The organism is Pseudomonas sp. TE12508 (assembly GCF_056279485.1).
On sequence record NZ_JBWCCN010000013.1, the window covers coordinates 34,439 to 59,699 of the forward strand.

The following is a 25,261-nucleotide window of genomic DNA, read 5'->3' on the forward strand; positions in this document are numbered from 1 at the left end:
GTGGCGAGGGGGCTTGCCCCCGTTGGGCTGCGAAGCAGCCCCAAAATCTCTGATGTTCCAGGATTTTGTGAGTGCTACGCACTCAAACGGGGGCAAGCCCCCTCGCCACAGGCCCGCTCCCACAGGGTTCCCGGTAGAGGTTGAGCACCATGGCTGATTCGATCTCGATGAAGAAACTGGTCACCCGCCTGTTGCTGGTGGTGGTAGCGATGTTTGTCTTCGGCTTTGCCCTGGTGCCGATCTACGACGTGATGTGCAAGGCGTTCGGCATCAATGGCAAAACCTCCGGGCAGTATGAAGGCGAGCAAACGGTCGACGTTTCGCGGCAGGTTCGCGTGCAGTTTCTGTCGACCAACGCCGCCGACATGGCCTGGGATTTCTATCCCAAGGGCGATGAACTGGTCGCGCATCCCGGGGCGGTGAACGAGATGATTTTTATCGCCCATAACCCGACTGATCGCCCGATGAGTGCTCAGGCAGTGCCGAGCATCGCGCCCAGTAACGCAGCCGCGTACTTCCACAAGACCGAATGTTTCTGCTTTACCCAGCAAGTGCTGCAGCCCGGTCAGCGAATCGAGATGCCGGTACGGTTCATTGTTGACCGCGACATGCCCAAGGAAGTGAAGCACCTGACGCTGTCCTACACGCTGTTCGATATCACCGCACGTCATCCGCCCGTGGCTGTTGCAGCAAGCACCGGCGGCTAGACGTTAAAGCGTGCCCGATAAGGAGAACAATAAATGGCAACTCATGAACATTATTACGTTCCGGCCCAGAGCAAATGGCCGATTATCGCCACGGTCGGCATGTTCGTCACGGTGTTCGGCCTGGCCACCTGGTTCAACGACCTGAAGGCTGCGCGGCCGGAATCCCACGGCCCGCTGATCTTTTTCGTCGGCGGACTGCTGTTGGCCTACATGCTGTTCGGCTGGTTCGGTACGGTGATCAAGGAAAGTCGCGCAGGGTTGTACAGTGCACAGATGGACCGCTCGTTCCGCTGGGGCATGAGCTGGTTCATTTTCTCGGAGGTGATGTTCTTCATCGCCTTTTTCGGTGCGCTGTTTTATGTGCGCAACATCACGGGCCCGGCACTGGGCGGTGAAGGCACCAAAGGCCTCGCTCACATGCTGTGGCCGACGTTTGAATTCACCTGGCCGCTGCTGAACAACCCGGACTCGAAACTCTTTCCTCCCCCCAAGGAAGTCATCAGCCCCTGGGGCCTGCCGCTGCTCAATACCGTGCTGCTGGTGAGCTCCAGCGTCACCGTGACCATTGCTCACCACGCCTTGAAGAAAGGCCATCGCGGCGCACTGAAAATCTGGCTGGCGCTGACCGTGTTGCTCGGCTGCGCGTTCCTCGGTTTCCAGGCCGAAGAATACCTGCACGCCTACCACGAACTGGGCCTGACTCTGGGCTCCGGCATCTACGGCGCGACCTTCTTCATGCTCACCGGTTTCCACGGCGCCCACGTGACCATTGGCACCATCATTCTGTTCGTCATGCTGATGCGGATCATGCGCGGGCACTTCGATGCCGACCATCAATTCGCCTTCGAGGCGGCGAGCTGGTACTGGCACTTCGTGGACGTGGTGTGGATCGGTCTGTTCGTTTTCGTCTACGTGCTCTGAACCTTGGCTTTCATGACTACCAAGGCACGTGAGACACCAACTGGCCGCTGAAAAAACCCCAGGCGATCAAGCCGACAGTGGTGGCGGCCAGCGCAACACGAACACTCAAGGCGATGACCAGGCGATTCGAGTGGCTGTCGTCCTTGACCAGAAAAAACAGGCCGCTGAACAGGCTGACAACCGTGGCAATCAGCATCAGGACGATGGCTGCTTTGAGCATGGTGACACTCCGGGGGACAGGCGATGCATTTGAGTATAGCTATCGCGATTACCGACTTTCTGGCAACGCCATGAAACGCTTCCGGCCGGGCCTCCTGCCAACCCTGGTGGTTGCGATGCTGCTGCCTTTGCTGGTGTCACTCGGGTTCTGGCAGTTGAGCCGGGCCGCGGAGAAAAGCGCGCTGCTGCAAAGCTACGCCGAGCGCCGGGCGGCCGAACCGATGGCCAGCACGGAACTGCAACACACCGAAGATCCGGCCTTCCGCCGGGTTCGCCTGCACGGCCAGTTCGATGCCGAACACAGCCTGCTGCTGGACAACCGTCAGCGCGACGGCAAGGTCGGGGTCGAGCTGCTGCAACCGTTTCAGGATCGGGCAACCGGGCTCTGGCTGCTGGTCAATCGCGGCTGGTTGCCGTGGCCGGATCGGCGCACACCGCCGTCATTCACCACACCGACTCAGGCATTGAGCCTCGACGCCTCGGTTTACGTTTCCCCCGGCGCAACGTTCCAGTTGCATACCGACCCAGACGCCACGACCTGGCCACAACTGGTCACCGCCATTGAACCGGCCAGGCTCTGGACGGCGCTTGACCGTGACGGTTTCGCCTACGAATTACGCGCACAAAGCGGCCCCGCGACCTACCAGGCCGATTGGCCGGTGGTGGCCATGGGGCCGGAAAAACACTTGGCTTATGCCGTGCAGTGGTTCGCCCTGTCGATAGCCCTGCTCGGCCTTTACCTCTATCTCGGATGGCACAACGCAAAGGAGAACAATAATGGGAGCGGCCATGAATCCACCCGGCATGTCTGAAGCGAAAGCACCGGTAAATCGTCGGCGCGGGCGCTTGCAGTTGTTACTGATCCTGTTGGGAGTGGTGGGTCCGATGATCCTCGCCACCGGCATGTACAAATTGCAGTTCTGGGTGCCGGAGGGCCGCAGTTATCACGGTGAACTGATCGGCAACGGCCAGACCCGCGCCGACATCGGCGTACCGGCGCAAGAGGACCGCTGGCAGTTACTGGTGACAGCGCCCAAGGACTGTTCGGTGGACTGCCAGCAGCTGGTGTATCTGGCGCGCCAGATCCAGATCGGCCTCGGTCGCGATGCCTCCCGCGCCAGCCATGCGCTGGCCATCGCGCAGCCGCTGAACAGCGATTACGAGACTAAACTTCAACGTGAGTACCCGCAGCTGCAACGTTATTCCCTGGACCCGCCGACCTACAGCAAAGGCGCTCAGAGCAATGACACGCCGCACCTGTGGATCATCGACCCTCACGGCAACCTGGTGCTGCGCTACGACCCGACGGTGAAGGGCAAGGACCTGCTCAACGACCTGCGCCATTTGCTGAAACTGTCGAACATCGGATAAGGGCATCGTCATGGCCAAACCTGGATTTCGCCTCGCGCTGTTTGCCACCTTGCTGGCACTGATTGTGGTGTTGCTCGGCGCCTACACCCGCCTGACCCATGCGGGTCTTGGTTGTCCGGACTGGCCCGGCTGCTACAGCTTTATCAGCGTGCCGAACAGCGAAGCCCAACTGGCCCATGCCGAACTGCACTTCCCCGACGCGCCGGTGGAAGCCAACAAAGGCTGGAACGAGATGCTTCATCGCTACTTCGCCGGCACATTAGGGCTGTTGATCGCGGTGCTGGCGGGCCGCGCCTGGACCCATCGTCATCACCCGGGGCAGCCCGTGAAACTGCCGTTGTTTGTGCTGGCGGTGGTGTTCGCCCAAGCGGCATTCGGCATGTGGACGGTGACGCTCAAGCTCTGGCCGCAAGTGGTCACCGGGCATTTACTTGGCGGCTTTGCGACCTTGAGCCTATTGTTTCTGCTGACCTTGCGACTGTCCGGCGTGTTGCCGGCGCTAACCGTGCCACGGCGTTTGCAGCACTGGGCGACCGCCGGCTTGTTGCTGGTGATCCTGCAAATTGCCCTTGGTGGCTGGGTCAGCTCCAATTACGCGGCGGTGGCCTGCATCGACTTTCCAACCTGCCACGGGCAATGGCTGCCACCGACTGATTTCGCCAACGGCTTTCACCTGACCCAACACATCGGCCCCAATTACCTGGGCGGGCAACTGGACAGCGATGCCCGCACCGCGATTCACCTGACTCACCGTATTGGCGCGCTACTGGTCACCCTCGTTCTGCTCGGTCTGGCCTGGCAACTGAAGGTCGTCGGCATGACGCGCCTGGCCGCCATGGTGCTGATCGCCCTTGCCGCACAAATCACCCTGGGTATCAGCAACGTGGTGTTTCACTTACCGCTGCCGGTGGCCGTCGCCCACAACGCCGGGGGCGCAGCGCTGTTGCTGACGATGGTGCTGGTCAATTATCACGCGCGAACCAGCCTGGTTCGGGTCAAGCATCAGCCCGCTGTGCGCTGGCGTCTCAGTCTGCGTAAACACTCGGCCGGGCCCATAACAATAAAAGGAGAAATGCCATGGCGACCCTGATCGGCGAACGTCACAGTCAGGCAATCTGGCGCGATTACCTGGAGCTGACCAAGCCGAAAGTGGTGGTGCTGATGCTCATCACCTCGCTGGTCGGCATGTTTCTCGCGACCCGCGCCGGGGTGCCGTGGACGGTGCTGGTGTTCGGCAATCTGGGGATCGCCTTGTGTGCCGGCGGTGCGGCGGCGGTCAACCATGTGGTGGATCGGCGCATCGACGCCGTCATGGCCCGGACCCACAAGCGCCCCTTGGCCGAAGGCCGGGTTTCTCCAACCGCTGCGCTGACTTTCGCGCTGGTGCTGGCGGTGCTCGGCCAAGCTCTGCTGCTAGCTTTCACCAACCCGTTGACGGCATGGCTGACCCTCGCCTCCTTGCTCGGTTATGCGGTGGTTTACACCGGCTTCCTGAAACGCGCGACGCCGCAGAACATCGTCATCGGCGGCCTTGCCGGTGCGGCCCCGCCGCTGCTCGGCTGGACCGCCGCCACCGGCCATGTCAGCGCCGAACCATTGCTGTTGGTGCTGATTATCTTCGCCTGGACTCCACCGCATTTCTGGGCGCTGGCGATTCACCGCAAAGAGGAATACGCCAAGGCTGACATTCCGATGCTGCCGGTGACCCATGGCGAGCACTACACCAAAGTTCACATCCTGCTTTATACCTTTGCGCTACTGGCTGTCAGCCTGATGCCCTACGTGATCCACATGAGCGGCGTGCTCTACCTGATTTGTGCCCTCGCACTGGGCGCGAGGTTTCTGCAATGGGCCGTGGTGCTGTACCGTGGCACTCGGCCGCACGCGGCGATCAACACGTTCAAGTACTCTATTTACTACTTGTTCCTGCTGTTTATCGCGCTGCTCGTAGACCACTACTTACTGTTGAACCTATGACTCGAACCCAGAAAACCGTCTTCATTCTCGTCGCCTTGATCGCGCTGATCCTGGGCCTGACCATCAACAAAGTACTGACCGGAAAAAACCAGGGCGACCCGACGGCACTGATCGATGCGGGGATCATCCTGTTACCCCAAAGCCGTAACCTGCCGGACGTGAAGATGACCGATCAGGACGGTAAGCCGGTAGCGATCAACGAGCTGAAAGGCAAATGGAGTGTGTTGTTCTTCGGCTACACCTTCTGCCCGGACATCTGCCCGACCACCCTCGCCCAACTGCGGCAGATCAAGAGTGAACTGCCGGCGGATGCTGTGGACAAGTTGCAGGTCGTTTTGGTCAGCGTCGACCCGAACCGCGACACGCCCAAGCAACTCAAGCAATACCTGGGCTACTTCGATCCACAGTTCATCGGGCTGACTGCGTCCTCGGTCGAAGACCTTCAGAAGCTGGCCAATGCGGTGAGCATTCCGTTTATTCCTGCGGACACCAGTAAGCCGAACTACACCGTCGACCATAGCGGCAACCTCGCAGTGATCGGGCCGGACGGGACTCAGCGCGGCTTCATTCGTGCACCGTTGAACAACCAGAAACTGGTGGCGCAGTTGCCGGTGATGCTCAAGCGCGAGTAACCAACACCACCCTCTGTAGGAGCCAGGCTTGCCGGCGAAGGCGATCTCACGGGCGCCTTCGCCGGCAAGCCTGGCTCCTACAGGATTGGTGTTTCAGGCATAAAAAAACGGGGACGCAATCAATGCGTCCCCGTTTTTGATCGTTCCCACGCTCCGCGTGGGAATGCAGCCAGGGACGCTCTGCGTCCCCTTCAACATCAGAACGCCGGCAATACCGCGCCTTTGTACTTCTCGAGAATGAAGGCTTTCACTTCCGGGCTGTGCAGGGCAGCAACCAGTTTCTGCATCGCGGCGCTGTCCTTGTCGTCCGGACGGGCAACGAGGATGTTCACGTACGGCGAGTCGCTGCCTTCGATAACCAGTGCGTCCTTGGACGGATCAAGCTTGGCTTCCAGCGCGTAGTTGGTGTTGATCAGCGCCAGGTCGACCTGAGTCAGCACGCGTGGGATGGTCGCGGCTTCCAGTTCACGGAATTTCAGGTCCTTGGTGTTCTCGGTGATGTCCTTCACGGTCGACAGGATGTTGTTCGAATCCTTCAACTTGATCAGGCCAGCCTTCGCCAGCAGCAACAGCGCACGACCGCCGTTGGTGGCGTCGTTCGGAATCACCACGTTGGCGCCGCCCGGCAGCTCGGTCAGCGCTTTGTACTTGCTGGAGTAAGCGCCCAGCGGCTCCAGGTGTACACCGGCAACGCTGACGAGGTTGGTGCCCTTGGCCTTGTTGAACTCATCCAGGTACGGCTGGTGCTGGAAGAAGTTGGCGTCCAGACGCTTCTCGGCCACCTGCACGTTCGGCTGGATGTAGTCGGTGAAGACTTTGACCTTCAGGTCCACGCCTTCTTTGGCCAGGGCCGGTTTAACGAACTCGAGGATTTCCGCGTGAGGCACCGGGGTGGCCGCGACGGTCAGGGTGTCGGCAGCGTGTGCGGAAAAGGCTGCAACGGCAGCGAACGCGACGAGTAGTTTTTTCATTCAGCTAACTCCTTGTGAGGCGCCCGTTTGGCGCCTGCCAGCGAATGGCCGGCTCATGACTTACTTACGTGAGAAGTGGACAACCAATTTGTCGCCAACGGTTTGCAGCACTTGAACCAGCATCAGCAGCAACACCACCGTCACAACCATCACATCGGTCTGGAAACGCTGGTAACCGAAACGGATCGCCAGGTCGCCCAAGCCGCCAGCGCCGACCACACCGGCCATTGCCGTGTAGGACACCAGTGTAATCGCTGTCACCGTAATCGCCGCGAAGATGCCCGGGCGGGCTTCCGGCAGCAAGGCATTGATGATGATCTGACGTGTCGTCGCGCCCATGGCCTGGGTCGCCTCGATGATGCCGCGATCCACTTCACGCAAGGCGGTTTCCACCAGTCGTGCGAAGAACGGCGTGGCGCCCACCACCAAGGGTGGAATGGCGCCGGCGACACCCAGGGAGGTACCTGTGATCAACACGGTGAACGGAATCATCACGATCAGCAGAATGATGAACGGCAGCGAACGCAGAATGTTCACCAGCAGCGACAGCATCGCGTACACGCCTTTGGCTTCCAGCAACTGGCGCGGACTGCACAGGAACAACAGCACGCCCAGCGGCAGGCCCAACAGCACGGTGAATAGCAGCGAACCGCCGAGCATCAGCAGGGTATCGCCGGTAGCCAGCCAGATTTCGTACCAGTCGATATTGGAAAAGAAACTCATCAGGACTTCCATCAGCGCAGCACCTCCATGTGGACGTCAGCTGCGGTGAAGTGAGCAAACGCCGCTTCCATGTCGCCACCGGTGACGGCCAGGGTCAATTGCCCATAAGGGACGTCTTTGATGCGATCGATGCGACCGGCCAGGATGCTGTAGTCCACGCCCGTTTCCCGAGCAACGGTCCCCAGCAACGGCGCGTAGGTCGCTTCGCCCTGGAAGGTCAGACGCACGATACGCCCAGGTACGTGAGCGAAGTCGTCGCGCTGTTCGCTTTCGTCGATTTGCTCGTCTTCCTGCACGAAGCGCTTGGTGGTCGGGTGCTTGGGATGCAGGAACACCTCTGCCACCGGGCCCTGTTCGACGATCTTGCCGGCGTCCATCACCGCCACCTCATCGCAGACCCGACGGATTACATCCATTTCGTGGGTGATCAAGACGATGGTCAGTTTCAGCTCGCGGTTGATCTCGGCCAGCAGTTGCAGGACCGACGCCGTGGTTTGCGGGTCCAGGGCACTGGTGGCTTCATCGCACAGCAGGATTTTCGGTTTGGTCGCCAGGGCGCGGGCGATGCCGACACGCTGCTTCTGACCACCGGACAATTGCGCCGGGTACTTTTTCGCATGGTCAGCCAGGCCGACCCGCGCCAGCAACTCCGCCACACGCCGGTCGATTTCGCTACGGGACAGTTCACCGGCGAGGGTCAGCGGCAGCGCGACATTGTCGGCCACGGTTTTGGACGCCAGCAGGTTGAAGTGCTGGAAAATCATCCCGACCTGCTGACGGAAGCGCCGCAGGCTATTGGCGTCCAGCGCGGTGACTTCTTCACCATCGACGATGATCTTGCCGCCACTGGCGTTCTCCAGGCGGTTGATCAGACGCAGCAGGGTACTTTTTCCCGCGCCGGAATGGCCGATCAGGCCAAAGACCTGACCGTTCTCAATCGTCAGACTGGTCGGATGCAGGGCGGGAATATCCTTACCGGCGACGCGGTAAGTTTTGTGGACGTTTTGAAACTCGATCACGTAGCGAACCTTGTGGGGCGCGTTAGAAAAGGATCAGCGGTTAGCCGGGCGGGCATTTTAGCCTGTCCGTATAGAGGTTATTAGCATTTATTCCGCATTCAACCTTCCATTTGGCAATAACGCGATCAAAGGTAGGGAGCCAAAGGCCAAGGCGGTTCCGGCTTAAGGATTTTTATCGAATAGGAGGACGCCTTCGCGGGCAAGCCTCGCTCCTACAGGTTTAGTGTCGTTCGTTGATTACGGAAACGATACCAACCTGTAGGAGCGAGGCTTGCCCGCGAAGCTTTTATGGCTTGCGCGGACTCAAAACCATCTGCGCCGGAATGTTGCGCAGAATCTGCTTCTCCAGCTTCAGATCAAACTCCGAATCCAGCTTCTTCACCCGTTTGGTCAGCAGCGTGGCCAGCCATGGGTAATCCTGAGTGCGCGGTGCCTGAATGCTCACGTCGCACTGGTAATTCACCACATCGGCGGCGATGGCATCCAGTTGACGACGAAGCTTGCTCATATCGGTGAGGTTCAACGCCACCGTAGTGCTTTCAGCCGTTGGGTCGATGACTTTGGCCTGAGGTTTGGCTTCGGCAGCCTTGAGAGCCGCTTCGGCTTTATCCAGTTCTGCCTTGCGGGCATGGACTATGGCGCTGTTGACACCACCGGTCAGCGCCGGGGCCTTGGGCATCAATACCCGGGCACGGCTGAGGGCGGTGGCGGCTGCATTCACATCACCTTTTTGCAACACGATCTGGCTACGCAGCAAATAAGCTTCGGCCAATTGCCGCTGGTACTGCTCGAGGGATTGATCGTTGGGCGACTCGGCCTGCAAAGCCGCCAATTGTCCTTCGGCGGTGGCCAGTTCGCTGCTGGCCAGGCTTTGTTCCAGCTGTGCGATCGCCGTGGCCCGCGCATCGGGGGCCTCGGTGGCCGCCGGTGACGTGCTTTGGCAAGCGCCCAGCAGCAGCGAAAATGCGACAAGGAGCAGATAACGGGAGGCGAACGGCTTCATTCCTGCGACTCTCTATTTGCGCAAAAAACGAGCAAGTCTACACCCCTCGACGGGGCAGGACAAAACTCAGCAGAAACAGCGCAGCGGCCGCCACCACAATCGACGGGCCGGCCGGGGTGTCCTTGAACCAGGACAACGCCAGCCCGCCACACACCGCGAGCATGCCCAGCAGGCTCGCGCCCAGTGCCATCTGCTCCGGCGAGCGGGCGTGACGCTGTGCCGCAGCCGCCGGAATAATCAGTAACGAAGTAATCAGCAACACGCCGACGATTTTCATCGCCACGGCGATCACCACGGCGATCAGCAACATCAGGGCCAGACGCAACGCCGCCACCGGCAAACCTTCCACCTTGGCCAGCTCTTCATGCACCGTGATCGCCAGCAAGGGTCGCCATAGCGTTACAAGTAATACCAGCACCGCCGCGCTGCCGCCGAGGATCCAGGCCAGATCGGTCGGGCTGATCGCCAGCAAATCGCCGAACAGATAGGCCATCAGGTCGATCCGCACTTCATGCATGAAGCTTAGTACCACCAAGCCAAGCGAGAGCGTACTCGGTGCGAGAATTCCCAACAGCGTGTCGGACGCCAACGGTTGCCGTTGTTGCAACGTCACCAGCAATACCGCCAGCAACAAGCAGCCTACCGTGACGGCAACGGTCGGGCTGACATCCAGCAGGAAACCCAGCGCCACGCCGAGTAGCGCCGCGTGGGACAGGGTGTCGCCGAAATAGGCCATGCGCCGCCAGACCACGAACGAACCCAACGGCCCCGCGACCAGCGCCAGGGCCAGACCTGCAAGCAGGGCAAAGAGCAGAAAATCAGCCATGCTTGCAGCTATCTCCATGAACGTGAGTGGACGGGACCGCGCTGACCACCGAGCCATGCAGGTCGTGGGCGTGGTCGTGATGGTGGTGATAAATCGCCAGGCTTTGTGCGTTTTTTCCGAACAGCTCGACGAATGCCGGATCGCCGCTGACCTGCTCGGGATGTCCGGAACAGCAAACGTGGCGATTCAGGCACACCACTTGGTCGGTGGTGCTCATCACCAGATGCAAATCGTGAGAGACCATCAAAACGCCGCAACCATGACGATCACGCAAGCGTGTGATCAGGCTGTAGAGCTCGGCTTGACCGGCCACGTCGACGCCTTGTACCGGCTCATCAAGCACCAGCAATTCTGGCTCGCGCAGCAATGCCCGCGCCAGCAGCACCCGCTGCATTTCGCCACCGGAAACACTTTGCACCGGGCTGTCGATGACCTGTTCGGCACCGACTTCCTTGAGGGCGGCCAACGCCCGAGCCCGGTCCACGCCCGGCACCAGACGCAAGAAGCGCAGCACCGAAAGCGGCAGGGTTGGGTCGACATGGAGTTTTTGCGGCATGTAACCGACGCGCAACTTCGGCTTGCGCCAGACGCTGCCGCTGTCCGGTTTCAACAGGCCGAGCACCGCGCGCACCAGCGTGGTTTTGCCGGCACCGTTAGGGCCGATCAAGGTAACGATCTGCCCCGGCTCGACACTCAGCTCGATGTTGTCCAGCACGTTTTGCCCGGCAAAGGTGACGGCCACCTGCTCGAGGCGAATCAGCGCGTTGCTCATCAAGCCCCCTGGCAACCCGAGCAGAGACCGATGACTTCAACGGTCTGGGCTTCGACGATAAATCCGACATCTTTGGCGCTATCGATAATCGCGTCGCTGATGGATTTCTGTTCGAGTTCGATGGCGGCGTGGCATTCGCGGCAAATCAGAAACTGCCCCTGGTGGGCGTGTTCCGGGTGATTGCAGCCGACGAAGGCGTTCAACGAGGAGATGCGATGTACCAAGCCGTTTTCCAGCAGGAAATCCAGCGCTCGGTACACGGTAGGAGGCGCGGCGCGACGGCCGTCCTGCTCGCTGAGCACCGCCAGAATGTCATAGGCACCCAACGGTTTGTGGCTTTGCCACACCAGTTCCAGCACTCGCCGGCGCAAAGCGGTCAGACGCAGCCCCTGACGTGCGCACAAGACATCGGCCTCAGACAATGCGCTATGCACGCAATGAGAGTGGTCGTGGGGACGGCTGGCAATCGGTGTTTTAGGCATGAGCGGCGACGAGTTTTGTGAGAGACGTTATTATGTTACCCGTTCTCGCCTCTTCGAGTGGTCATCGTGTCCCGACTTTTTTCTATCTTTGTCGCATTTGTCGCAAGTTTTCTGCTGATCGGCTCAGCTCAAGCCGAGGTTAAAGTCCTCACCAGCGTCAAGCCTCTGCAGCTGATAGCCGCGGCGGTGCAAGACGGCGTAGCGGTTCCGGAAGTTTTGCTGCCGCCCGGCGCCTCGCCCCATAACTATGCCTTGCGCCCATCCGATGTACGGAAAGTGCAATCGGTGGATCTGGTCTACTGGATCGGTCCGGACATGGAAGGTTTCCTGCCCCGTGTGCTGAAAGGTCGTACGTTGCCCAGCATCGCGGTACAGGATTTGCCTGGCCTGAAACTGCGACATTTCGCCGAAGATAACCATTCCCACGCCGAAGAGGCCGATGAGCATGACCACGATCACCGCCCCGGCAGCCTGGATGCGCATTTGTGGTTGTCACCGATCAACGCCCGCGTGATCGCTACCAAAATGGCCGCCGATCTGAGTGCCGCCGATCCGGCCAACGCAGCGCGCTACCAGAGCAATCTCAAGGTGTTCGATGAGCGTCTGGATGCTTTGGACCTGCGCCTGAAGGCTCGTCTGGCGGGAATCGCGGGCAAGCCTTACTTCGTGTTTCACGAAGCCTTCGACTACTTCGAAGACGCTTACGGCCTCAAGCACACTGGCGTATTCAGTGTCGCAGCCGAAGTACAACCCGGTGCCCAGCACGTCGCGGCGATGCGCACTCGGTTGCAGGAAGTCGGCAAGACTTGCGTGTTCAGCGAACCACCGCTGCGCCCGCGCCTGGCAGAAACCCTGGTGGCCGGGCTGCCGGTGAAACTGGCGGAACTGGATGCGCTCGGCGGGTACACGCCAGCGACCGCTCAAGGGTATGAGCAGGTGTTGGAAAAGCTGGGGAATGATTTGGCGGGGTGTTTGGAGTCGTTGTAAGCGTCCCGTAGAACTGTGGCGAGGGGGCTTGCCCCCGTCGGGCTGCGAAGCAGCCCCACATGAGCCCCCCAATGAATTGCTGGGGAGCGCTTCGCACTCCAACGGGGGCAAGCCCCCTCGCCACAATTTAGAGGGCGAAAGGCAGCGGTGTGTGGACCTTCTGCCGCTGCATCAGCCGCAACTGAAATTCCATCGGATCGTGAATCAACACGTCCTGCCCGGCGAAAGACTCCGCGGCGATCAACCGCGACAACCAGAACCGTACGCACGCCACGCGCAGCATGGTCGGCCATAGCTCGGCCTCGGCAGCAGTAAACGGTCTTAGCGCAGCATAAGCGCCCAGCAATGCCCGCGCCCGAGCACCATCAAGCTGCCCTTGCTCGTCCGAACACCAATCGTTCAAGGCAATCGCCACGTCATAGAGCATCGGCCCGGAACAGGCGTTGTAGAAGTCGATCAACCCGGTCAGGTGCGTGCCTTCGAACATCGCGTTATCGCGGAACAGGTCGGCGTGGATGTTGGCCCGCGGCAGCGCCAGAATTTTCGTCTTCTGCTGTGTGATTTCATCCAGCGCCCGTTGCAGCAAATCGCTTTGCTCGGCATTCAGGTGCGAAAGCAACTGCGTGCCCTCTTCCAGCATCCAGTCCAGGCCGCGATCGGTTTTGCGTTTGATCATGTTGGCTTGGGTCGCCAGGTGCAGATGAGCCAGCAGCTCGCCGACCTGAGCGCAATGCTGCGCGTTGGCGTCCTTGATGTGCTTGCCCGCCAGACGGGGCTGCAGCAGCGCAGGTTTACCGGCCAGTTCGCGCAACGCGACGCCGTCGGTGGTGCGCAGGGCATAAGGCACCGGCAGGTTGGCGTCGTGCAGCACGTCGAGCAGCTCGATGAAGAACGGCATCTCCTGCACCGGACCGCGCTCGACCAGAGTGAGGACAAACTCACCCTGCTCCAGGCTGATAAAAAAATTGGTGTTTTCGCTACCGGCGGCGATCCCCTGGAAATCAAGCAGGCGGCCAAGCCCGTAAGGGGCGAGAAAGGTTTCCAGCTCGGGCCGAGCCAGGGGGGTGAACACAGACATGGTTAAAACTGCCAGTACGGGCGCCGCGACTGCCGGCGCCGATTTAAGTTAGGAGCGGTTTACCACTCGAATATTTTCCACGACGGAATCAGCATATCCGGCTGGTCCGAGCGGATGAAGTTACCGTCGGAGCCATCAGCGCGCACCAGGAAATACGGTTTGCCGACTTTCGGGGTCACCTTGATGGCATACAAAAAACCATTTTGCCGATACTCCTGAATGGTTTTATCGCCTTCCGTGCGGATTGTTACATCCGGGTCTGCCGAGGGCGCATCGTCCGCCGCCATGACAGCCAATGGAGTGATTGCAAACAAGCCAGCCAGCAACAAGCGATTTAGTGTGCGCATGATAACCTTGTCCCTTTGTCGTCAACGGTCCCGCTATTCTAGCGCCGGACCCGCCGAAAAGGTTGATCCTGCTCATGAGCCAAGCCCCCCTCGTCCTGGTGGACGGTTCTTCTTATCTGTACCGCGCTTTTCATGCGCTGCCACCGCTGACCACGTCCAAAGGCCTGCCGACCGGAGCGGTCAAGGGCGTATTGAACATGCTCAAGAGTCTGCGCAAGCAGTACCCGGACAGCCCGTTCGCCGTGGTATTCGACGCCAAGGGCGGGACGTTCCGCGACGAGATGTTCGCCGAATACAAGGCCAATCGCCCAAGCATGCCCGACGACATGCGGGTCCAGATCGAGCCGCTGCACGCCAGCGTCAAGGCCCTCGGCTTTCCATTGCTGTGCGTGGACAACGTCGAAGCCGATGACGTGATCGGCACCCTGGCCCGCAGCAGTGCGGCCGCCGACCGTCCGGTGGTGATCTCCACCGGCGACAAGGACATGGCGCAACTGGTCGACGGGCACATTACCTTGGTCAATACGATGACCGGTAGCGCGCTGGACGTGGAAGGCGTGAAGGAGAAATTCGGCGTCGCTCCCGAGCAGATCATCGATTATCTGGCACTGATGGGCGATTCGTCCGACAACATCCCGGGCGTTCCGGGTATCGGTCCCAAGACCGCTTCCGGCCTGCTGGTCGGCGTGAATGGCGGCCTGACCGAGCTCTATGCACAGCTCGACATCGTCCCGACCCTGCCGATTCGCGGCGCCAAAACCTTGCCGGCCAAGCTCGAAGAGCATAAGGAGATGGCGTTCCTCTCCTATCAACTGGCAACCATCAAGATCGACGTACCGCTGGACATCGGTCTCGATGACCTGCAAATGGGCCAGCCGGATCACGACAAACTCGCCGAGCTCTACACCCTGCTGGAATTCAAAAGCTGGTTCGAAGAAAACCAGCGCGACGCGAAGCGCTCGGGTCAGGAAATTGTCGAGGTCACCCAGGAACAGCCGGGCGCCGCCGAGGCGAAGTACGAAACCATCCTCGACAAAAAGCACTTCGAGGCCTGGCTGGACAAGCTCGACAAGGCGCCGTTGATTGCCTTCGTCACCGAAACCAACGGCAGCGATGCCCAGCATGCACAACTGGTGGGCCTGTCGTTTTCCGTCGCGGCCAACGAAGCGGCCTACATTCCGCTGACCCATTCCTACATGGGTGTGCCGGAGCAACTGGATCGCGACACTGTGCTGCTGGCGCTGAAGCCGCTGCTGGAGAACCCGAATAAGCTGAAAGTCGGCCAACACGCCAAGTTCGAAACCAATATCCTCGCCAACTGCGCCATCGGTGGCGATCAGAGCAACGGGATTATTGTTCAGGGCATTGCCTACGACACCATGCTCGAGTCTTACGTCCTGGACTCGACGGCCACCCGCCACGACATGGACAGCCTGGCGCTCAAGTACCTGGGCCAAAGCAAGAGCGACATTCAAGGGATCGCGGGCAAAGGCGTCAAACAGCTGACTTTCGACCAGATCTCTCTTGAGCTGGCAGGCCCCTATGCCGCCGAAGACGCTGACGTCACCTTCCGTCTGCATCTGGCATTGCAGGAAAAACTGGCAGCAACGCCAAGCCTGGGCAAAGTGCTCAACGAGATTGAAATGCCGCTGATGCCGGTTCTGGCCCGAATCGAACGCCAGGGCGCGCTCGTGGATGCCAACCTGCTGGGCATCCAGAGTGTCGAACTGGGCGAGAAACTGGTCGCCCTTGAGCGCGAGGCCTTTGCCATTGCCGGTGAAGAATTCAACCTGGGCTCGCCAAAGCAACTGGGCGTGATCCTCTACGAAAAGCTCGGCTTGCCCGTACTCAGCAAAACCGCCAAGGGCCAGGCCTCGACCGCCGAAGCGGTGTTGGCCGAATTGGCCGAACAGGACTACCCGCTGCCCAAGGTGCTGATGCAATACCGCTCGCTGAGCAAGCTCAAAAGCACCTACACCGACCGTTTGCCAGAGCAGATCAACACTCGCACCGGGCGCATTCATACGTCTTACCAGCAAGCCGTCGCCGCCACCGGACGTTTGTCGTCCATCGACCCGAACCTGCAGAACATTCCGATTCGCACTGCCGAAGGTCGTCGGATTCGTCAGGCGTTCGTCGCGCCGAAAGGCTACAAGCTGCTGGCCGCGGACTACTCGCAAATCGAACTGCGGATCATGGCGCATCTGGCCAAGGACGAAGGTTTGCTGCACGCCTTCCGCAACAACCTCGATGTACACCGGGCAACGGCCGCAGAGGTGTTTGGCGTCGAGCTGGACGCAGTCACCAACGATCAGCGTCGCAGCGCGAAAGCCATCAACTTCGGTTTGATCTACGGCATGAGCGCGTTTGGCCTGGCCAAGCAGATCGGCGTGGACCGTAAACAGTCCCAGGCCTACATCGACCGCTACTTCGCCCGTTATCCCGGCGTACTGGAATACATGGAGCGCACGCGCGCCCAGGCCGCCGAGCAAGGTTTCGTCGAAACCATCTTCGGCCGTCGTCTCTACCTGCCGGAAATCAACGCGAAAAACCAGGCTCTGCGCAAAGCTGCCGAGCGCACGGCAATCAATGCCCCAATGCAAGGCACCGCGGCGGACATCATCAAGAAAGCCATGGTAACAGTGGATAACTGGCTGACTTCGTCAGGCCTGGACGCCAAAGTCATCTTGCAGGTACACGATGAATTGGTGCTTGAGGTACGTGAGGATCTGATCGATCAGGTGCGTGAGGACATTCGCATGCACATGAGCAGCGCCGCCCAACTGGATGTACCGCTTCTGGTCGAGGTAGGCGTAGGCAATAACTGGGATGAAGCGCACTGATCGGCCTGAACGACGCCTGTGCTGCGGCCTTATGCCGCAGCACAAAATAACGAAGGGCTATAGTGCGGAAAATGACATCGATTATTTCCAATGGTTTTTGAAAATAGTCTGAACTAAATCCGTGAACCGCCACTCAGAGATACTGAATGGCTGGTGAAGCCCTTCGATGCTCCTATGTTGTGTTAAGTGTTGGCAGATATCTGGACCCCGCCCTAGCGGTCCGGAACTTGAACCCCGGAACTTCTCCCTCCCCATATGAAGTCCGGGGTTTTTTTTGCCTGGCTTTTCACCTGTAAAGCCTTACTCGGCAGCCTCGCTGCCCTTGTCCGCCAACTCCATCCAGCCCGCCAGTACAGTGTAGGCGTCTTCCAGCCCCATGCGTTTGGGTGCCGAAAACAGCTGGATTGTGATCGTATCGCCCCAGCCCTTGCGGATTTGCGCCTGAACCTTGAGCAGCGCGTTTTTCGCCGCGCCATAGGTCAGCTTGTCTGCCTTGGTCAGCAAAATATGCATCGGCATGCCGCTGGCGACGGCCCAATCGAGCATCAGCAGGTCGAAATCGGTCATTGGATGACGGATGTCCATCATCAGAATCAAACCTTTCAAACTCTCGCGACCGCCCAGATAGGCTTCCAGGTGACGCTGCCAGTGCAGCTTCAACGGGATCGGTACTTTCGCATAACCGTAACCCGGCAGGTCGACCAGACGGCGTTCATCGTCTAGCTTGAAGAAGTTCAACAGCTGCGTGCGACCCGGAGTTTTCGAGGTCCGCGCCAGGCTGGCGTGTGTCAGGGTGTTCAATGCGCTGGACTTGCCGGCGTTGGAACGCCCGGCGAAGGCCACTTCAAAGCCTTCGTCGTCGGGGCATTGATCGACTTTGGCGGCGCTGAGCATGAATGTGGACTGTTGGCACAGACCGAGGATGGGGTTCTTGAGTTGCATGGGATTTCCGATGTGGGCGGCGCCGGGAATGGACGCGGCAAGCAGTGTCGTTTCCGTTTCAGTGACGCCAGTATATAATGCCGCAGATTTTGTGTGCGCTTTGTCCCAGCGTAGGATGAAGTTCACGAGAGCGATTAACCTTGATTGCGCATTAGAACGCAGCACGCTCTCAACCCTGAAAAGGTCGTTTTATGACGAAATGGCTGCTAGCTGCCGGTGTCTTGATGCCGCTTTACAGCGCTCAGGCTACACAGGATCCGGAAGCTGTGTACAACCGTGTTTGTGGTGCCTGTCATTCCGGCCAACTACCCATGGCGCCCCGCAAGGGCGATCAGGAAGCTTGGACGCCGAGGTTGGCGAAAGGTATGGAGACGCTGGTGCAACACGTGACCCAGGGTTTCAAGGCGATGCCGCCGCGTGGTTTGTGCATGGACTGCAGTGCCGAGGATTACCGAGCCATCATCCAGTGGATGAGCGAGTAAACCCGGTCCATAACTCTTTAACCCTTAGCCGTAGTTGGATTAGCTGATGAACAAATTGATCGTGAGTCTGCTGTTGACCGTGGGGATCTCCGGTATTGCCCATGCTGCAGGTGATGCGACTGCTGGTCAGGCGAAAGCCGCAGTATGTGGCGCCTGTCATGGCCCGGATGGCAATAGCATGGCGCCTAACTTTCCGAAACTGGCAGGTCAGGGCGAGCGTTATCTGAACAAGCAGCTGCACGACATCAAGTCCGGCAAACGCACGGTACTGGAAATGACCGGCCTGCTGACCAACCTGAGCGATCAGGACCTGGCTGATATCTCCGCCTACTTCGCCAGCCAGAAAGGCAGCGTTGGCGCCGCCGACCCGAAAGTCGTGGCTCGCGGTGAAGCACTGTTCCGTGGTGGCGACCTGGCCAAGGGGCTGCCCGCCTGCACTGGTTGCCACTCACCTAACGGTACCGGTAACGCCGCTGCAGGCTTCCCGCATCTGGGCGGCCAGCATGCCCAGTACGTCGGCAAGCAACTGACCGACTTCAGAAAAGAAGAAGGTGGCCGCACCAACGACGGCGATACCAAACCGATGCAGAGCATCGCCAAAAAGCTGAGCGACGAAGATATCGCCGCAGTCTCCAGCTATATTCAAGGCTTGCACTGAGATCGATCGAACAAGCGTTGCTAGAGATGTACATCTCTAGCAACGTTAACACTCGATTAATCCGTCGATGCAAACATAAAAAGGGTAGCTTTGGCTGCCCTTTTTTATGGCCGCTGCCGTTACACTACAAACTCAAGCCCGCCAGGATCTGTCTGAAAACAGGTCGCGCGAGGCGACCCAATTGTCCAGGAGTAAAGCATGCGTAATCTGATCATCAGCGCCGCGCTCGTCGCTGCCAGCCTGTTCGGCATGACTGCCCAAGCCGCCGAAAAACCTGAAGCGCCCTATGTCGAACTGAGCAATCCGGTCCCGGTGGCCGCGCCTGGCAAGATCGAAGTCGTGGAGCTGTTCTGGTACGGCTGCCCGCATTGCTATGCCTTCGAACCCGTCATTAACCCATGGGTTGAAAAACTGCCTTCCGACGTGAACTTCGTGCGCATTCCGGCCATGTTTGGCGGCCCTTGGGACGCACACGGCCAGATGTTCCTGACCCTTGAAGCCATGGGCGTCGAAAGCAAGGTTCACGCGGCAGTTTTCGAAGCGATTCAGAAAGAACACAAGAAACTGACCGACAAAGAAGACATGGCGGACTTCCTGGCGACCCAAGGTGTAGACAAGGACAAGTTCCTGGCCACCTTCGACTCCTTCGCCATCAAGGGCCAAATCAACAAAGCCAAAGAGCTTGCAAAGAAATATGAAATCTCCGGCGTGCCTACCATGATCGTCAACGGCAAGTATCGCTTTGACATCGGCTCTGCTGGCGGTGCCGAACAAGCGTTGAAACTGGCCGACCAACTGGTTGCCAAAGAGCGAGCGGCAACCAAGGCCGTCGCCAACTAAGCGCGGCACCTGCCATGCGCCGCTGGGGAACTGAACGCATCGTTGGCCTGCATCATCCGCGGGTCAACGAGCATCACCTGGAATCGACGGGGTTGCCCGTGGACAGCCGTCTGCGTTTGCTCAGTTTCAATATCCAGGTTGGTATCAGTACCGAGCGCTATCGGCACTATCTGACCCGCGGCTGGCAGCATCTGTTGCCGCACACCGGGCGTGCCGACAATCTGCAAAAAATCGGTAATCTGCTGGGCGACTTCGATCTGGTCGCCTTGCAGGAAGCCGATGGCGGCAGTCTGCGATCAGGTTACGTCAATCAGGTCGAACACCTGGCGCAGCTCGGCGCCTTCCCCTATTGGTATCAACAACTCAATCGCAACCTCGGTCATCTCGGCCAGCACAGCAATGGTGTGCTCAGCCGCCTGCGCCCGTGGGCGATTGAAGATCATCCGCTGCCGGGGCCCAAGGGTCGCGGGGCCATTCTGGTGCGCTTCGGCGAAGGTCCGGAGGCACTCGTGGTGGTGATGATGCACCTGGCACTGGGCGCTCGCGCCCGTAGCCTGCAACTGGCCTACATCCGCGAGTTGATTGGCGGTTATAAACACCAGGTGTTGATGGGCGACATGAATACCCATGCCAGTGACTTGCTGCAAAACTCCCCGTTGCGTGATCTAGGCCTGCTCGCGCCGCAACTGGAAGCGACCTTTCCCAGCTGGCGCCCGCAGCGTTGCCTGGACCATATTCTGCTCAGCCCCACCCTGACCCTTGAAAAGGTCGAAGTGCTGGCACAGCCCATTTCCGATCACCTGCCGGTCGCGGTAGAGATTCGTCTGCCGGGTTCGCTCACGGCCGATGCATTGCCCGCGTTGAGTCCTGCCTGAATGAGCGACGAAGCACAGCGCTGGAAAGAGAAATACCTCAAAAGCATCGAACAACAAGAAAAACTGGAACGTCGATGGGACGCCCGGCTCGACTTGCTGCGTCGCGGGCTGGTGCGCAGCACCCTGGCCGCGGAAGGTACCGATCGCGCCGTTGACCAATGCATGAAGGAAATGCGCGAAGTCGTACGCACCGATGACATGGACGCCGGCCTGGCTGCCTTGCTGCCACGCCTGGAAAGAGCCGTGCTCGACTCCGAGCAGCGCCGGGAAACCCGGGTCAATCAAGTCAGTGCCGCCCTGACAGCGCTGGTCTCTCAGTTGCAAGCGTTGCCGCTGCCCCGGGAAGTGAGCCGGCCACTGAAGAATTTCGCCAAGCAACTGGACGGACGCGTAAGCCAGGCTCGCGAAATCCCGTTGCTGCTTAGCGAGCTGAGCAGCTTGCAAGGCAAAGCCTTGAACCTGCTGGAGAACCCTGCCGAACCTGATCGCCCGGGTTTTCTGCAGCGGTTGTTCAGTAGGGAAACGGAAGAGACCGCGCCACAGCTCGCCGTGCCCGAATCGCAAATGCCTGCCCCGCAACCTGTCGAACCGGTTGCAGCCTCGCCGGCCGAGCCCCCACAAGCGACGGTCAATCTCGCGCCAGCCGCCGATAAACCGCAAGGGGTATTGCCAACCGTCGAAGCCGCGATGCCCGCCGCTGCCCCCCCCGAGCCACCTGCGGCTGAAGGCGTGGCGTTTGAGCCACCCATCCTTGAGCCAGAAGCTACGAGCAGCCAAGTCAAGAAGCTACAAACCCGGCCCGATATCGAGCAACCACAAGAGCCGGTTCCGGCGATCGCCCTACCGGCCACTCAGGTTCTGTCGGCAATCAATCCCGATGAGCTCATTCCGGTGGCCATCGATCCAGAGCCGTCCGGGCACGATATTCTGTATGCCCTGCCGGACTCGCCGGAGCCGTCCTATAGCTCTGTCGCCAAGCACATCGAAGACACCCTGCTGGGCCTTCTCGATGACCTGGCGCTGCCTGAGCGCCATCGTCCGCAAGCCGAGGCGATGCGCGATCGTCTTCAAAATGGCTTGAACTGGTACGAACTGCTGCCAATTCTCGATGACCTGGCCACATTGATGCTGGCAATCACCGACAGCGGCCAGCACGAATTCGAAGCCTATTTGAAGCAACTCAACGAACGCCTCGAGTCTTTCCAGAGCAACCTGCAAGCCGCGAGCGAAGGCCACGCCGACAACCGCTCAGCCGCGCGGGATATGGACACGCAGATTCGCGAGCAAGTCGACGGCTTGCAAAGCAGCATGCAGGAAGCGGCCGACCTTGATGATCTCAAGCATGTGCTGGAAAACCATCTCGAAGGCCTGCTCGGCACCATGGACCAACACCAGAAGCAGCGTGATGAGCGTGAGCAGGAAGTAGCGGCCCGCCTGCAAAGCCTGGCCGAAAGGGTTGCCCACATGGAGCAGGAAGCCCTGGGCTACCGTGAGCATCTCGAAGAACAGCGTCAGAAGGCGCTGATCGATCCACTGACGGGTCTACCCAATCGAGCAGCCTGGAGCGAACGCCTGGAGCACGAAATAGGTCAATGGCAACAACATGGCACTACCCTGTTGCTGGCAATGCTCGACCTCGACCATTTCAAACGCATCAACGACAACTATGGCCATCTGGCGGGCGACAAGGTGCTGAAAATCATCGCCAACGTGCTACGCAAGCGTCTGCGTGGAACTGATTTCATTGCCCGATTTGGCGGTGAGGAGTTTGTGCTATTGATGCCTGCCACACTTCCTATGGTCGGCGCGAAACTACTGGAAACCTTGCGCGCATCGATCGAAGCCTGCCCGTTCCACTTCAAGGGCGAGCGAGTCACCATCACCATTTCCATGGGATTGACCGCCTTCAGACCAGGCGAACACAGCGATCTGGTACTTAAAAGAGCCGATCAGGCGCTATATCGGGCGAAAAACAATGGCCGGAATCGAGTAGAAGCGGGCTGATAGCTAATTGTTCCATTTTGTTTAAAACAGCATTTTTTGCCATCTACGCGCAAGGCAATACCGTTACACTGTTGCATTATTGTCTTGCGTGTACTGCCTCCCACCATGAAATGTCTTGTTTTTATTGCCTCGCTGCTTCTATTGGCCGGTTGTGCCAGCGGCCCCCGAATCGATACCAGTCATCGTTCAGCCAATTACGACAGTCGTATTCAGTTCGTGGTGATGCATTACACCTCCGCATCCCTGGAAACCTCGCTGCAATTGCTGACCCATGGCGAGGTCAGCAGCCACTACCTGATTAGCGACGACAAGCGCGCCACTATTTATAAGCTGATGGATGAAAATTCCCGGGCCTGGCACGCAGGCGAAAGCGAATGGCAAGGCCGGACCTGGCTCAACTCCAGTTCCATTGGTATCGAGATCGTCAATCAGGGCTTTGAGGACACCCCGAACGGGCGTCTTTGGTATCCCTACAGCGAAGCCCAGATTCAGTCGATGATCTTCCTGCTCAAAGACATCAGTAAGCGCCAAGGCATCAGCCCCCGTCATATCATTGGCCATAGCGACATCGCACCGATGCGCAAGCTCGACCCCGGCCCGCTGTTCCCCTGGAAGCGCCTGGCCGCCGAAGGCCTGGGAATATGGCCGAACGAGCAGGCCGTGGCGCGACAGCAAGCGCAGTTCGCGGTGCAATTACCCAGCATCAGTTGGTTTCAGGCGCAGCTTGCCCGCTTGGGCTATGCCACGCCGCAAACCGGCGAACTGGATGTAGCGACACGCAATGTGCTGGCGGCCTTCCAGCTGCATTTTCGCCCTTCCCGTTTCGATGGGACACCGGACGCCCAGACCGCGGCGATTCTTCAGGTGTTGAATCAGACAAAATAATGACGCCCGCCCGACGGTCAGCGCTTTTTCCAAATCAGCAGCTATAACTCATTGGTAATTCTTCGGATATTCCATGATGCCTGCTGCTCGGGAGAGACTGCATAGCTGGTTCTATCGCCCTTGGTTTTTGGCGATGCTGGCTACTGCCTTGAGCGCAACGCTTCTAACGGTCGGCAGTTTGTTCGTGGCGATGCATCAGGTTGAGCAAAACGAAAGCCAGGAAATGAATGCCCAGGGAGAACGCTTTCTGGTCCGGCTGGAGCAGCTGTTCGGGCAATTGCGCGAAAGCCTCGATGACCTGGAAGCGCAACCGCTGCGAGGTTGCGATGACGAAATGATCGCCACCCTGCAGCAGGTCAGCTTCAATTACCGCTTCGTTTATGAAGCCGCTTATATGGACACGGCTCGAACCTGCTCCAACCGCCCCCGCCAGGAAGGGGTATCGCTGATCCGACCGCCGGACATCAAGGGTCCCACCTACAGCTATTGGCTGAACACCACCACCGAACCCGATGAGAACCGCGCCGCACTGATGCTTGGGCGTGGCAATTTCCGGGTTGCGACGTCCCGCGGGCATTTGACCGACATGGTCGATCTGTCTCCGGGGAGCAGCCTGTTGGTGGTGCTCGACCATGGCACCCGGGCGATTCCGGTGCTCGGTGTCGCTCAGGCCTGGCCCCCCGCGGAGCCCTGGCCCCCGAAAAGCCCCGATGCGCTGCAAGTCACCCCTACCCGCCTGATTTACCGAATGCCCACTAACACCCCCGAATACCAACTGGTACTGATCACCCCACGTACCGGAATGCATGTACCAGCGGTATGGTGGTGGCTACTGCCGGCCAGCCTGGCGCTGAGTGCCTGTGTAGGCATTCTGGTGTTTTTGCTGGTACGCCAGCGTCAGTCGCTGGATGCCGAACTGCAAGGCGCCATGCGGCGAGGCGAGCTACAGGTGTTGTATCAACCGATCTTCGACCTCGACAGCCGCAACTGCGTCGGCGCTGAAGCCCTGCTGCGCTGGCGCAGGCCGGACGGCACGCTGACCAGTCCCGATCTGTTCATTCCGATGGCGGAGAATACCGGCCAGATTCGCCAGATGACCGACTTCGTGTTACAGCGCCTGCTGGAACAGCTCGGGCAACTGTTGCGGTCCAATCCGCAGCTTTACATCTCGGTCAACCTGGCGGCCTGCGATGTCATGGTGCCGCGTATCGGTCAGGTGATGGCGCGTCTGCTGAGCATGCACCGGGTAGCGGCCAGGCAAATTGCCTTTGAAGTGACCGAGCGCGGATTGGTGGACGTGGTGGTGGCCAGAGAAAACCTGCAAGCCCTGCGGGATGTCGGGCATCAAGTGCTGATCGACGATTTTGGCACCGGCTATTGCAGCCTCGCCTACCTGCAAACCCTACCGGTGGACTGCCTGAAAATCGACAAGGCATTTATCGACGCGCTGGGGCATGACGCCGCCAGCAGCGGCGTGGCACCGCACATCATTCGCATGGCTCAGGCGCTGCAACTCAAGGTGATTGCCGAAGGCATTGAACATGAAGCCCAAGCGGTGTTTCTGAGCAGCGAAGGGGTGAAATTCGGTCAGGGTTGGCTGTTCGCCCACGCCCTGAGCGCCGTGCAGTTCATCGAACTGATTACCCGTGGCCGCCGACTGACTACGCGACGCCAGGATGACGAAGCCTGAGAGGGCA

Annotated in this window: 27 protein-coding genes; 16 read left to right on the top strand and 11 right to left on the bottom strand. The window is 59.5% G+C overall.

Annotation, left to right across the window (positions count from 1 at the left end):
* Window positions 1-149 precede the first annotated feature (149 nt).
* Both ACZ9IM_RS18440 and ACZ9IM_RS18445 read left to right on the top strand, forming a co-directional pair.
* Entirely contained in the window at window positions 150-707 is a 558-nt protein-coding gene (locus ACZ9IM_RS18440; RefSeq protein WP_008076221.1) for a cytochrome c oxidase assembly protein, read from the top strand.
* A gap of 33 nt (window positions 708-740) precedes the next feature.
* A complete protein-coding gene (locus tag ACZ9IM_RS18445) occupies window positions 741-1,628 on the top strand; it encodes a cytochrome c oxidase subunit 3 (RefSeq protein ID WP_427626086.1) in 888 nt (295 codons plus the stop codon).
* A gap of 16 nt (window positions 1,629-1,644) precedes the next feature.
* Here ACZ9IM_RS18445 and ACZ9IM_RS18450 read toward each other — a convergent pair whose 3' ends face one another.
* A complete protein-coding gene (locus ACZ9IM_RS18450) occupies window positions 1,645-1,848 on the bottom strand; it encodes a twin transmembrane helix small protein (protein WP_030129650.1) in 204 nt (67 codons plus the stop codon).
* 70 nt (window positions 1,849-1,918) lie between these two features.
* On the opposite strand from ACZ9IM_RS18450, the gene ACZ9IM_RS18455 reads away from it, so the two are divergent.
* From ACZ9IM_RS18455 to ACZ9IM_RS18475, 5 genes are read left to right on the top strand one after another with little or no spacing between them, the layout of a single operon-like run.
* Complete coding sequence (locus tag ACZ9IM_RS18455) at window positions 1,919-2,659, top strand: SURF1 family protein (RefSeq protein ID WP_476224664.1); 741 nt, start codon at window positions 1,919-1,921, stop codon at window positions 2,657-2,659.
* Window positions 2,625-3,218, top strand: coding sequence for a hypothetical protein (locus ACZ9IM_RS18460; protein WP_427626084.1), 594 nt, complete (start codon window positions 2,625-2,627; stop codon window positions 3,216-3,218). Before ACZ9IM_RS18455 ends, ACZ9IM_RS18460 begins: the two co-directional genes overlap by 35 nt.
* A gap of 10 nt (window positions 3,219-3,228) precedes the next feature.
* Complete coding sequence (locus ACZ9IM_RS18465; RefSeq protein ID WP_476224665.1) at window positions 3,229-4,308, top strand: COX15/CtaA family protein; 1,080 nt, start codon at window positions 3,229-3,231, stop codon at window positions 4,306-4,308.
* Window positions 4,296-5,195 (top strand): heme o synthase, encoded by a 900-nt coding sequence (gene cyoE, locus ACZ9IM_RS18470; protein WP_007902827.1) that lies wholly within the window; start codon window positions 4,296-4,298, stop codon window positions 5,193-5,195. The genes ACZ9IM_RS18465 and cyoE overlap by 13 nt, the downstream gene beginning before the upstream one ends.
* On the top strand, window positions 5,192-5,827 hold the full coding sequence (locus ACZ9IM_RS18475; RefSeq protein WP_063341991.1) for an SCO family protein: 636 nt from the start codon (window positions 5,192-5,194) through the stop codon (window positions 5,825-5,827). The genes cyoE and ACZ9IM_RS18475 overlap by 4 nt, the downstream gene beginning before the upstream one ends.
* A 197-nt stretch (window positions 5,828-6,024) precedes the next feature.
* Here the strand turns inward: ACZ9IM_RS18475 and ACZ9IM_RS18480 are convergent, their stop codons facing one another.
* The 7 genes from ACZ9IM_RS18480 to zur form a co-directional block, all read right to left on the bottom strand.
* A complete protein-coding gene (locus tag ACZ9IM_RS18480) occupies window positions 6,025-6,798 on the bottom strand; it encodes a MetQ/NlpA family ABC transporter substrate-binding protein (protein ID WP_008076235.1) in 774 nt (257 codons plus the stop codon).
* Between the two features lie 60 nt (window positions 6,799-6,858).
* Window positions 6,859-7,533, bottom strand: coding sequence for a methionine ABC transporter permease (locus tag ACZ9IM_RS18485; RefSeq protein WP_427626083.1), 675 nt, complete (start codon window positions 7,531-7,533; stop codon window positions 6,859-6,861).
* Entirely contained in the window at window positions 7,533-8,540 is a 1,008-nt protein-coding gene (locus tag ACZ9IM_RS18490; protein ID WP_476224666.1) for a methionine ABC transporter ATP-binding protein, read from the bottom strand. Before ACZ9IM_RS18490 ends, ACZ9IM_RS18485 begins: the two co-directional genes overlap by 1 nt.
* Window positions 8,541-8,826: 286 nt before the next feature.
* A complete protein-coding gene (locus ACZ9IM_RS18495) occupies window positions 8,827-9,543 on the bottom strand; it encodes a PA5502 family lipoprotein (RefSeq protein WP_008076242.1) in 717 nt (238 codons plus the stop codon).
* Between the two features lie 37 nt (window positions 9,544-9,580).
* Window positions 9,581-10,369, bottom strand: coding sequence for a zinc ABC transporter permease subunit ZnuB (gene znuB / locus ACZ9IM_RS18500; RefSeq protein ID WP_063341995.1), 789 nt, complete (start codon window positions 10,367-10,369; stop codon window positions 9,581-9,583).
* Window positions 10,362-11,141 (bottom strand): zinc ABC transporter ATP-binding protein ZnuC, encoded by a 780-nt coding sequence (znuC, locus tag ACZ9IM_RS18505; protein ID WP_008076246.1) that lies wholly within the window; start codon window positions 11,139-11,141, stop codon window positions 10,362-10,364. The genes znuB and znuC overlap by 8 nt, the downstream gene beginning before the upstream one ends.
* Complete coding sequence (gene zur / locus ACZ9IM_RS18510) at window positions 11,141-11,623, bottom strand: zinc uptake transcriptional repressor Zur (RefSeq protein ID WP_008076248.1); 483 nt, start codon at window positions 11,621-11,623, stop codon at window positions 11,141-11,143. Before zur ends, znuC begins: the two co-directional genes overlap by 1 nt.
* A gap of 66 nt (window positions 11,624-11,689) precedes the next feature.
* Between zur and znuA the strand changes: the two genes are divergently transcribed.
* The gene (gene znuA, locus ACZ9IM_RS18515; protein WP_427626081.1) at window positions 11,690-12,610 is read left to right on the top strand and encodes a zinc ABC transporter substrate-binding protein ZnuA; all 921 of its coding nucleotides are present in this window, start codon (window positions 11,690-11,692) and stop codon (window positions 12,608-12,610) included.
* A gap of 127 nt (window positions 12,611-12,737) precedes the next feature.
* On the opposite strand, the gene ACZ9IM_RS18520 is transcribed toward znuA, so the two are convergent.
* Both ACZ9IM_RS18520 and ACZ9IM_RS18525 read right to left on the bottom strand, forming a co-directional pair.
* Window positions 12,738-13,688: a homoserine kinase gene (locus ACZ9IM_RS18520; protein WP_008076252.1), complete on the bottom strand. Its 951-nt coding sequence runs from the start codon at window positions 13,686-13,688 to the stop codon at window positions 12,738-12,740.
* A 59-nt stretch (window positions 13,689-13,747) separates the two neighbouring features.
* Window positions 13,748-14,035 (bottom strand): DUF2782 domain-containing protein, encoded by a 288-nt coding sequence (locus tag ACZ9IM_RS18525; protein WP_008076254.1) that lies wholly within the window; start codon window positions 14,033-14,035, stop codon window positions 13,748-13,750.
* Between the two features lie 74 nt (window positions 14,036-14,109).
* On the opposite strand from ACZ9IM_RS18525, the gene polA reads away from it, so the two are divergent.
* Window positions 14,110-16,878, top strand: a complete 2,769-nt coding sequence (gene polA, locus ACZ9IM_RS18530; RefSeq protein WP_427626079.1) for a DNA polymerase I — start codon at window positions 14,110-14,112, stop codon at window positions 16,876-16,878.
* Window positions 16,879-17,178: 300 nt separating this feature from the next.
* Here polA and yihA read toward each other — a convergent pair whose 3' ends face one another.
* Window positions 17,179-17,820, bottom strand: coding sequence for a ribosome biogenesis GTP-binding protein YihA/YsxC (gene yihA / locus ACZ9IM_RS18535; RefSeq protein WP_123500515.1), 642 nt, complete (start codon window positions 17,818-17,820; stop codon window positions 17,179-17,181).
* Between the two features lie 191 nt (window positions 17,821-18,011).
* Between yihA and ACZ9IM_RS18540 the strand changes: the two genes are divergently transcribed.
* The 7 genes from ACZ9IM_RS18540 to ACZ9IM_RS18570 all read left to right on the top strand — a co-directional run bounded on the left by ACZ9IM_RS18540 (window position 18,012) and on the right by ACZ9IM_RS18570 (window position 25,254).
* Window positions 18,012-18,302, top strand: a complete 291-nt coding sequence (locus ACZ9IM_RS18540) for a c-type cytochrome (protein ID WP_003196231.1) — start codon at window positions 18,012-18,014, stop codon at window positions 18,300-18,302.
* A gap of 46 nt (window positions 18,303-18,348) precedes the next feature.
* Window positions 18,349-18,960 (top strand): c-type cytochrome, encoded by a 612-nt coding sequence (locus tag ACZ9IM_RS18545; protein ID WP_008076257.1) that lies wholly within the window; start codon window positions 18,349-18,351, stop codon window positions 18,958-18,960.
* Between the two features lie 198 nt (window positions 18,961-19,158).
* Window positions 19,159-19,800, top strand: coding sequence for a thiol:disulfide interchange protein DsbA/DsbL (locus ACZ9IM_RS18550; protein ID WP_427626077.1), 642 nt, complete (start codon window positions 19,159-19,161; stop codon window positions 19,798-19,800).
* 14 nt (window positions 19,801-19,814) lie between these two features.
* A complete protein-coding gene (locus ACZ9IM_RS18555; protein ID WP_123500509.1) occupies window positions 19,815-20,675 on the top strand; it encodes an endonuclease/exonuclease/phosphatase family protein in 861 nt (286 codons plus the stop codon).
* Entirely contained in the window at window positions 20,676-22,679 is a 2,004-nt protein-coding gene (locus ACZ9IM_RS18560) for a GGDEF domain-containing protein (RefSeq protein ID WP_476224667.1), read from the top strand.
* Between the two features lie 105 nt (window positions 22,680-22,784).
* A complete protein-coding gene (locus ACZ9IM_RS18565) occupies window positions 22,785-23,564 on the top strand; it encodes an N-acetylmuramoyl-L-alanine amidase (protein WP_008076261.1) in 780 nt (259 codons plus the stop codon).
* Between the two features lie 73 nt (window positions 23,565-23,637).
* Window positions 23,638-25,254, top strand: a complete 1,617-nt coding sequence (locus ACZ9IM_RS18570) for an EAL domain-containing protein (protein WP_427626075.1) — start codon at window positions 23,638-23,640, stop codon at window positions 25,252-25,254.
* Window positions 25,255-25,261: the final 7 nt, after the last annotated feature.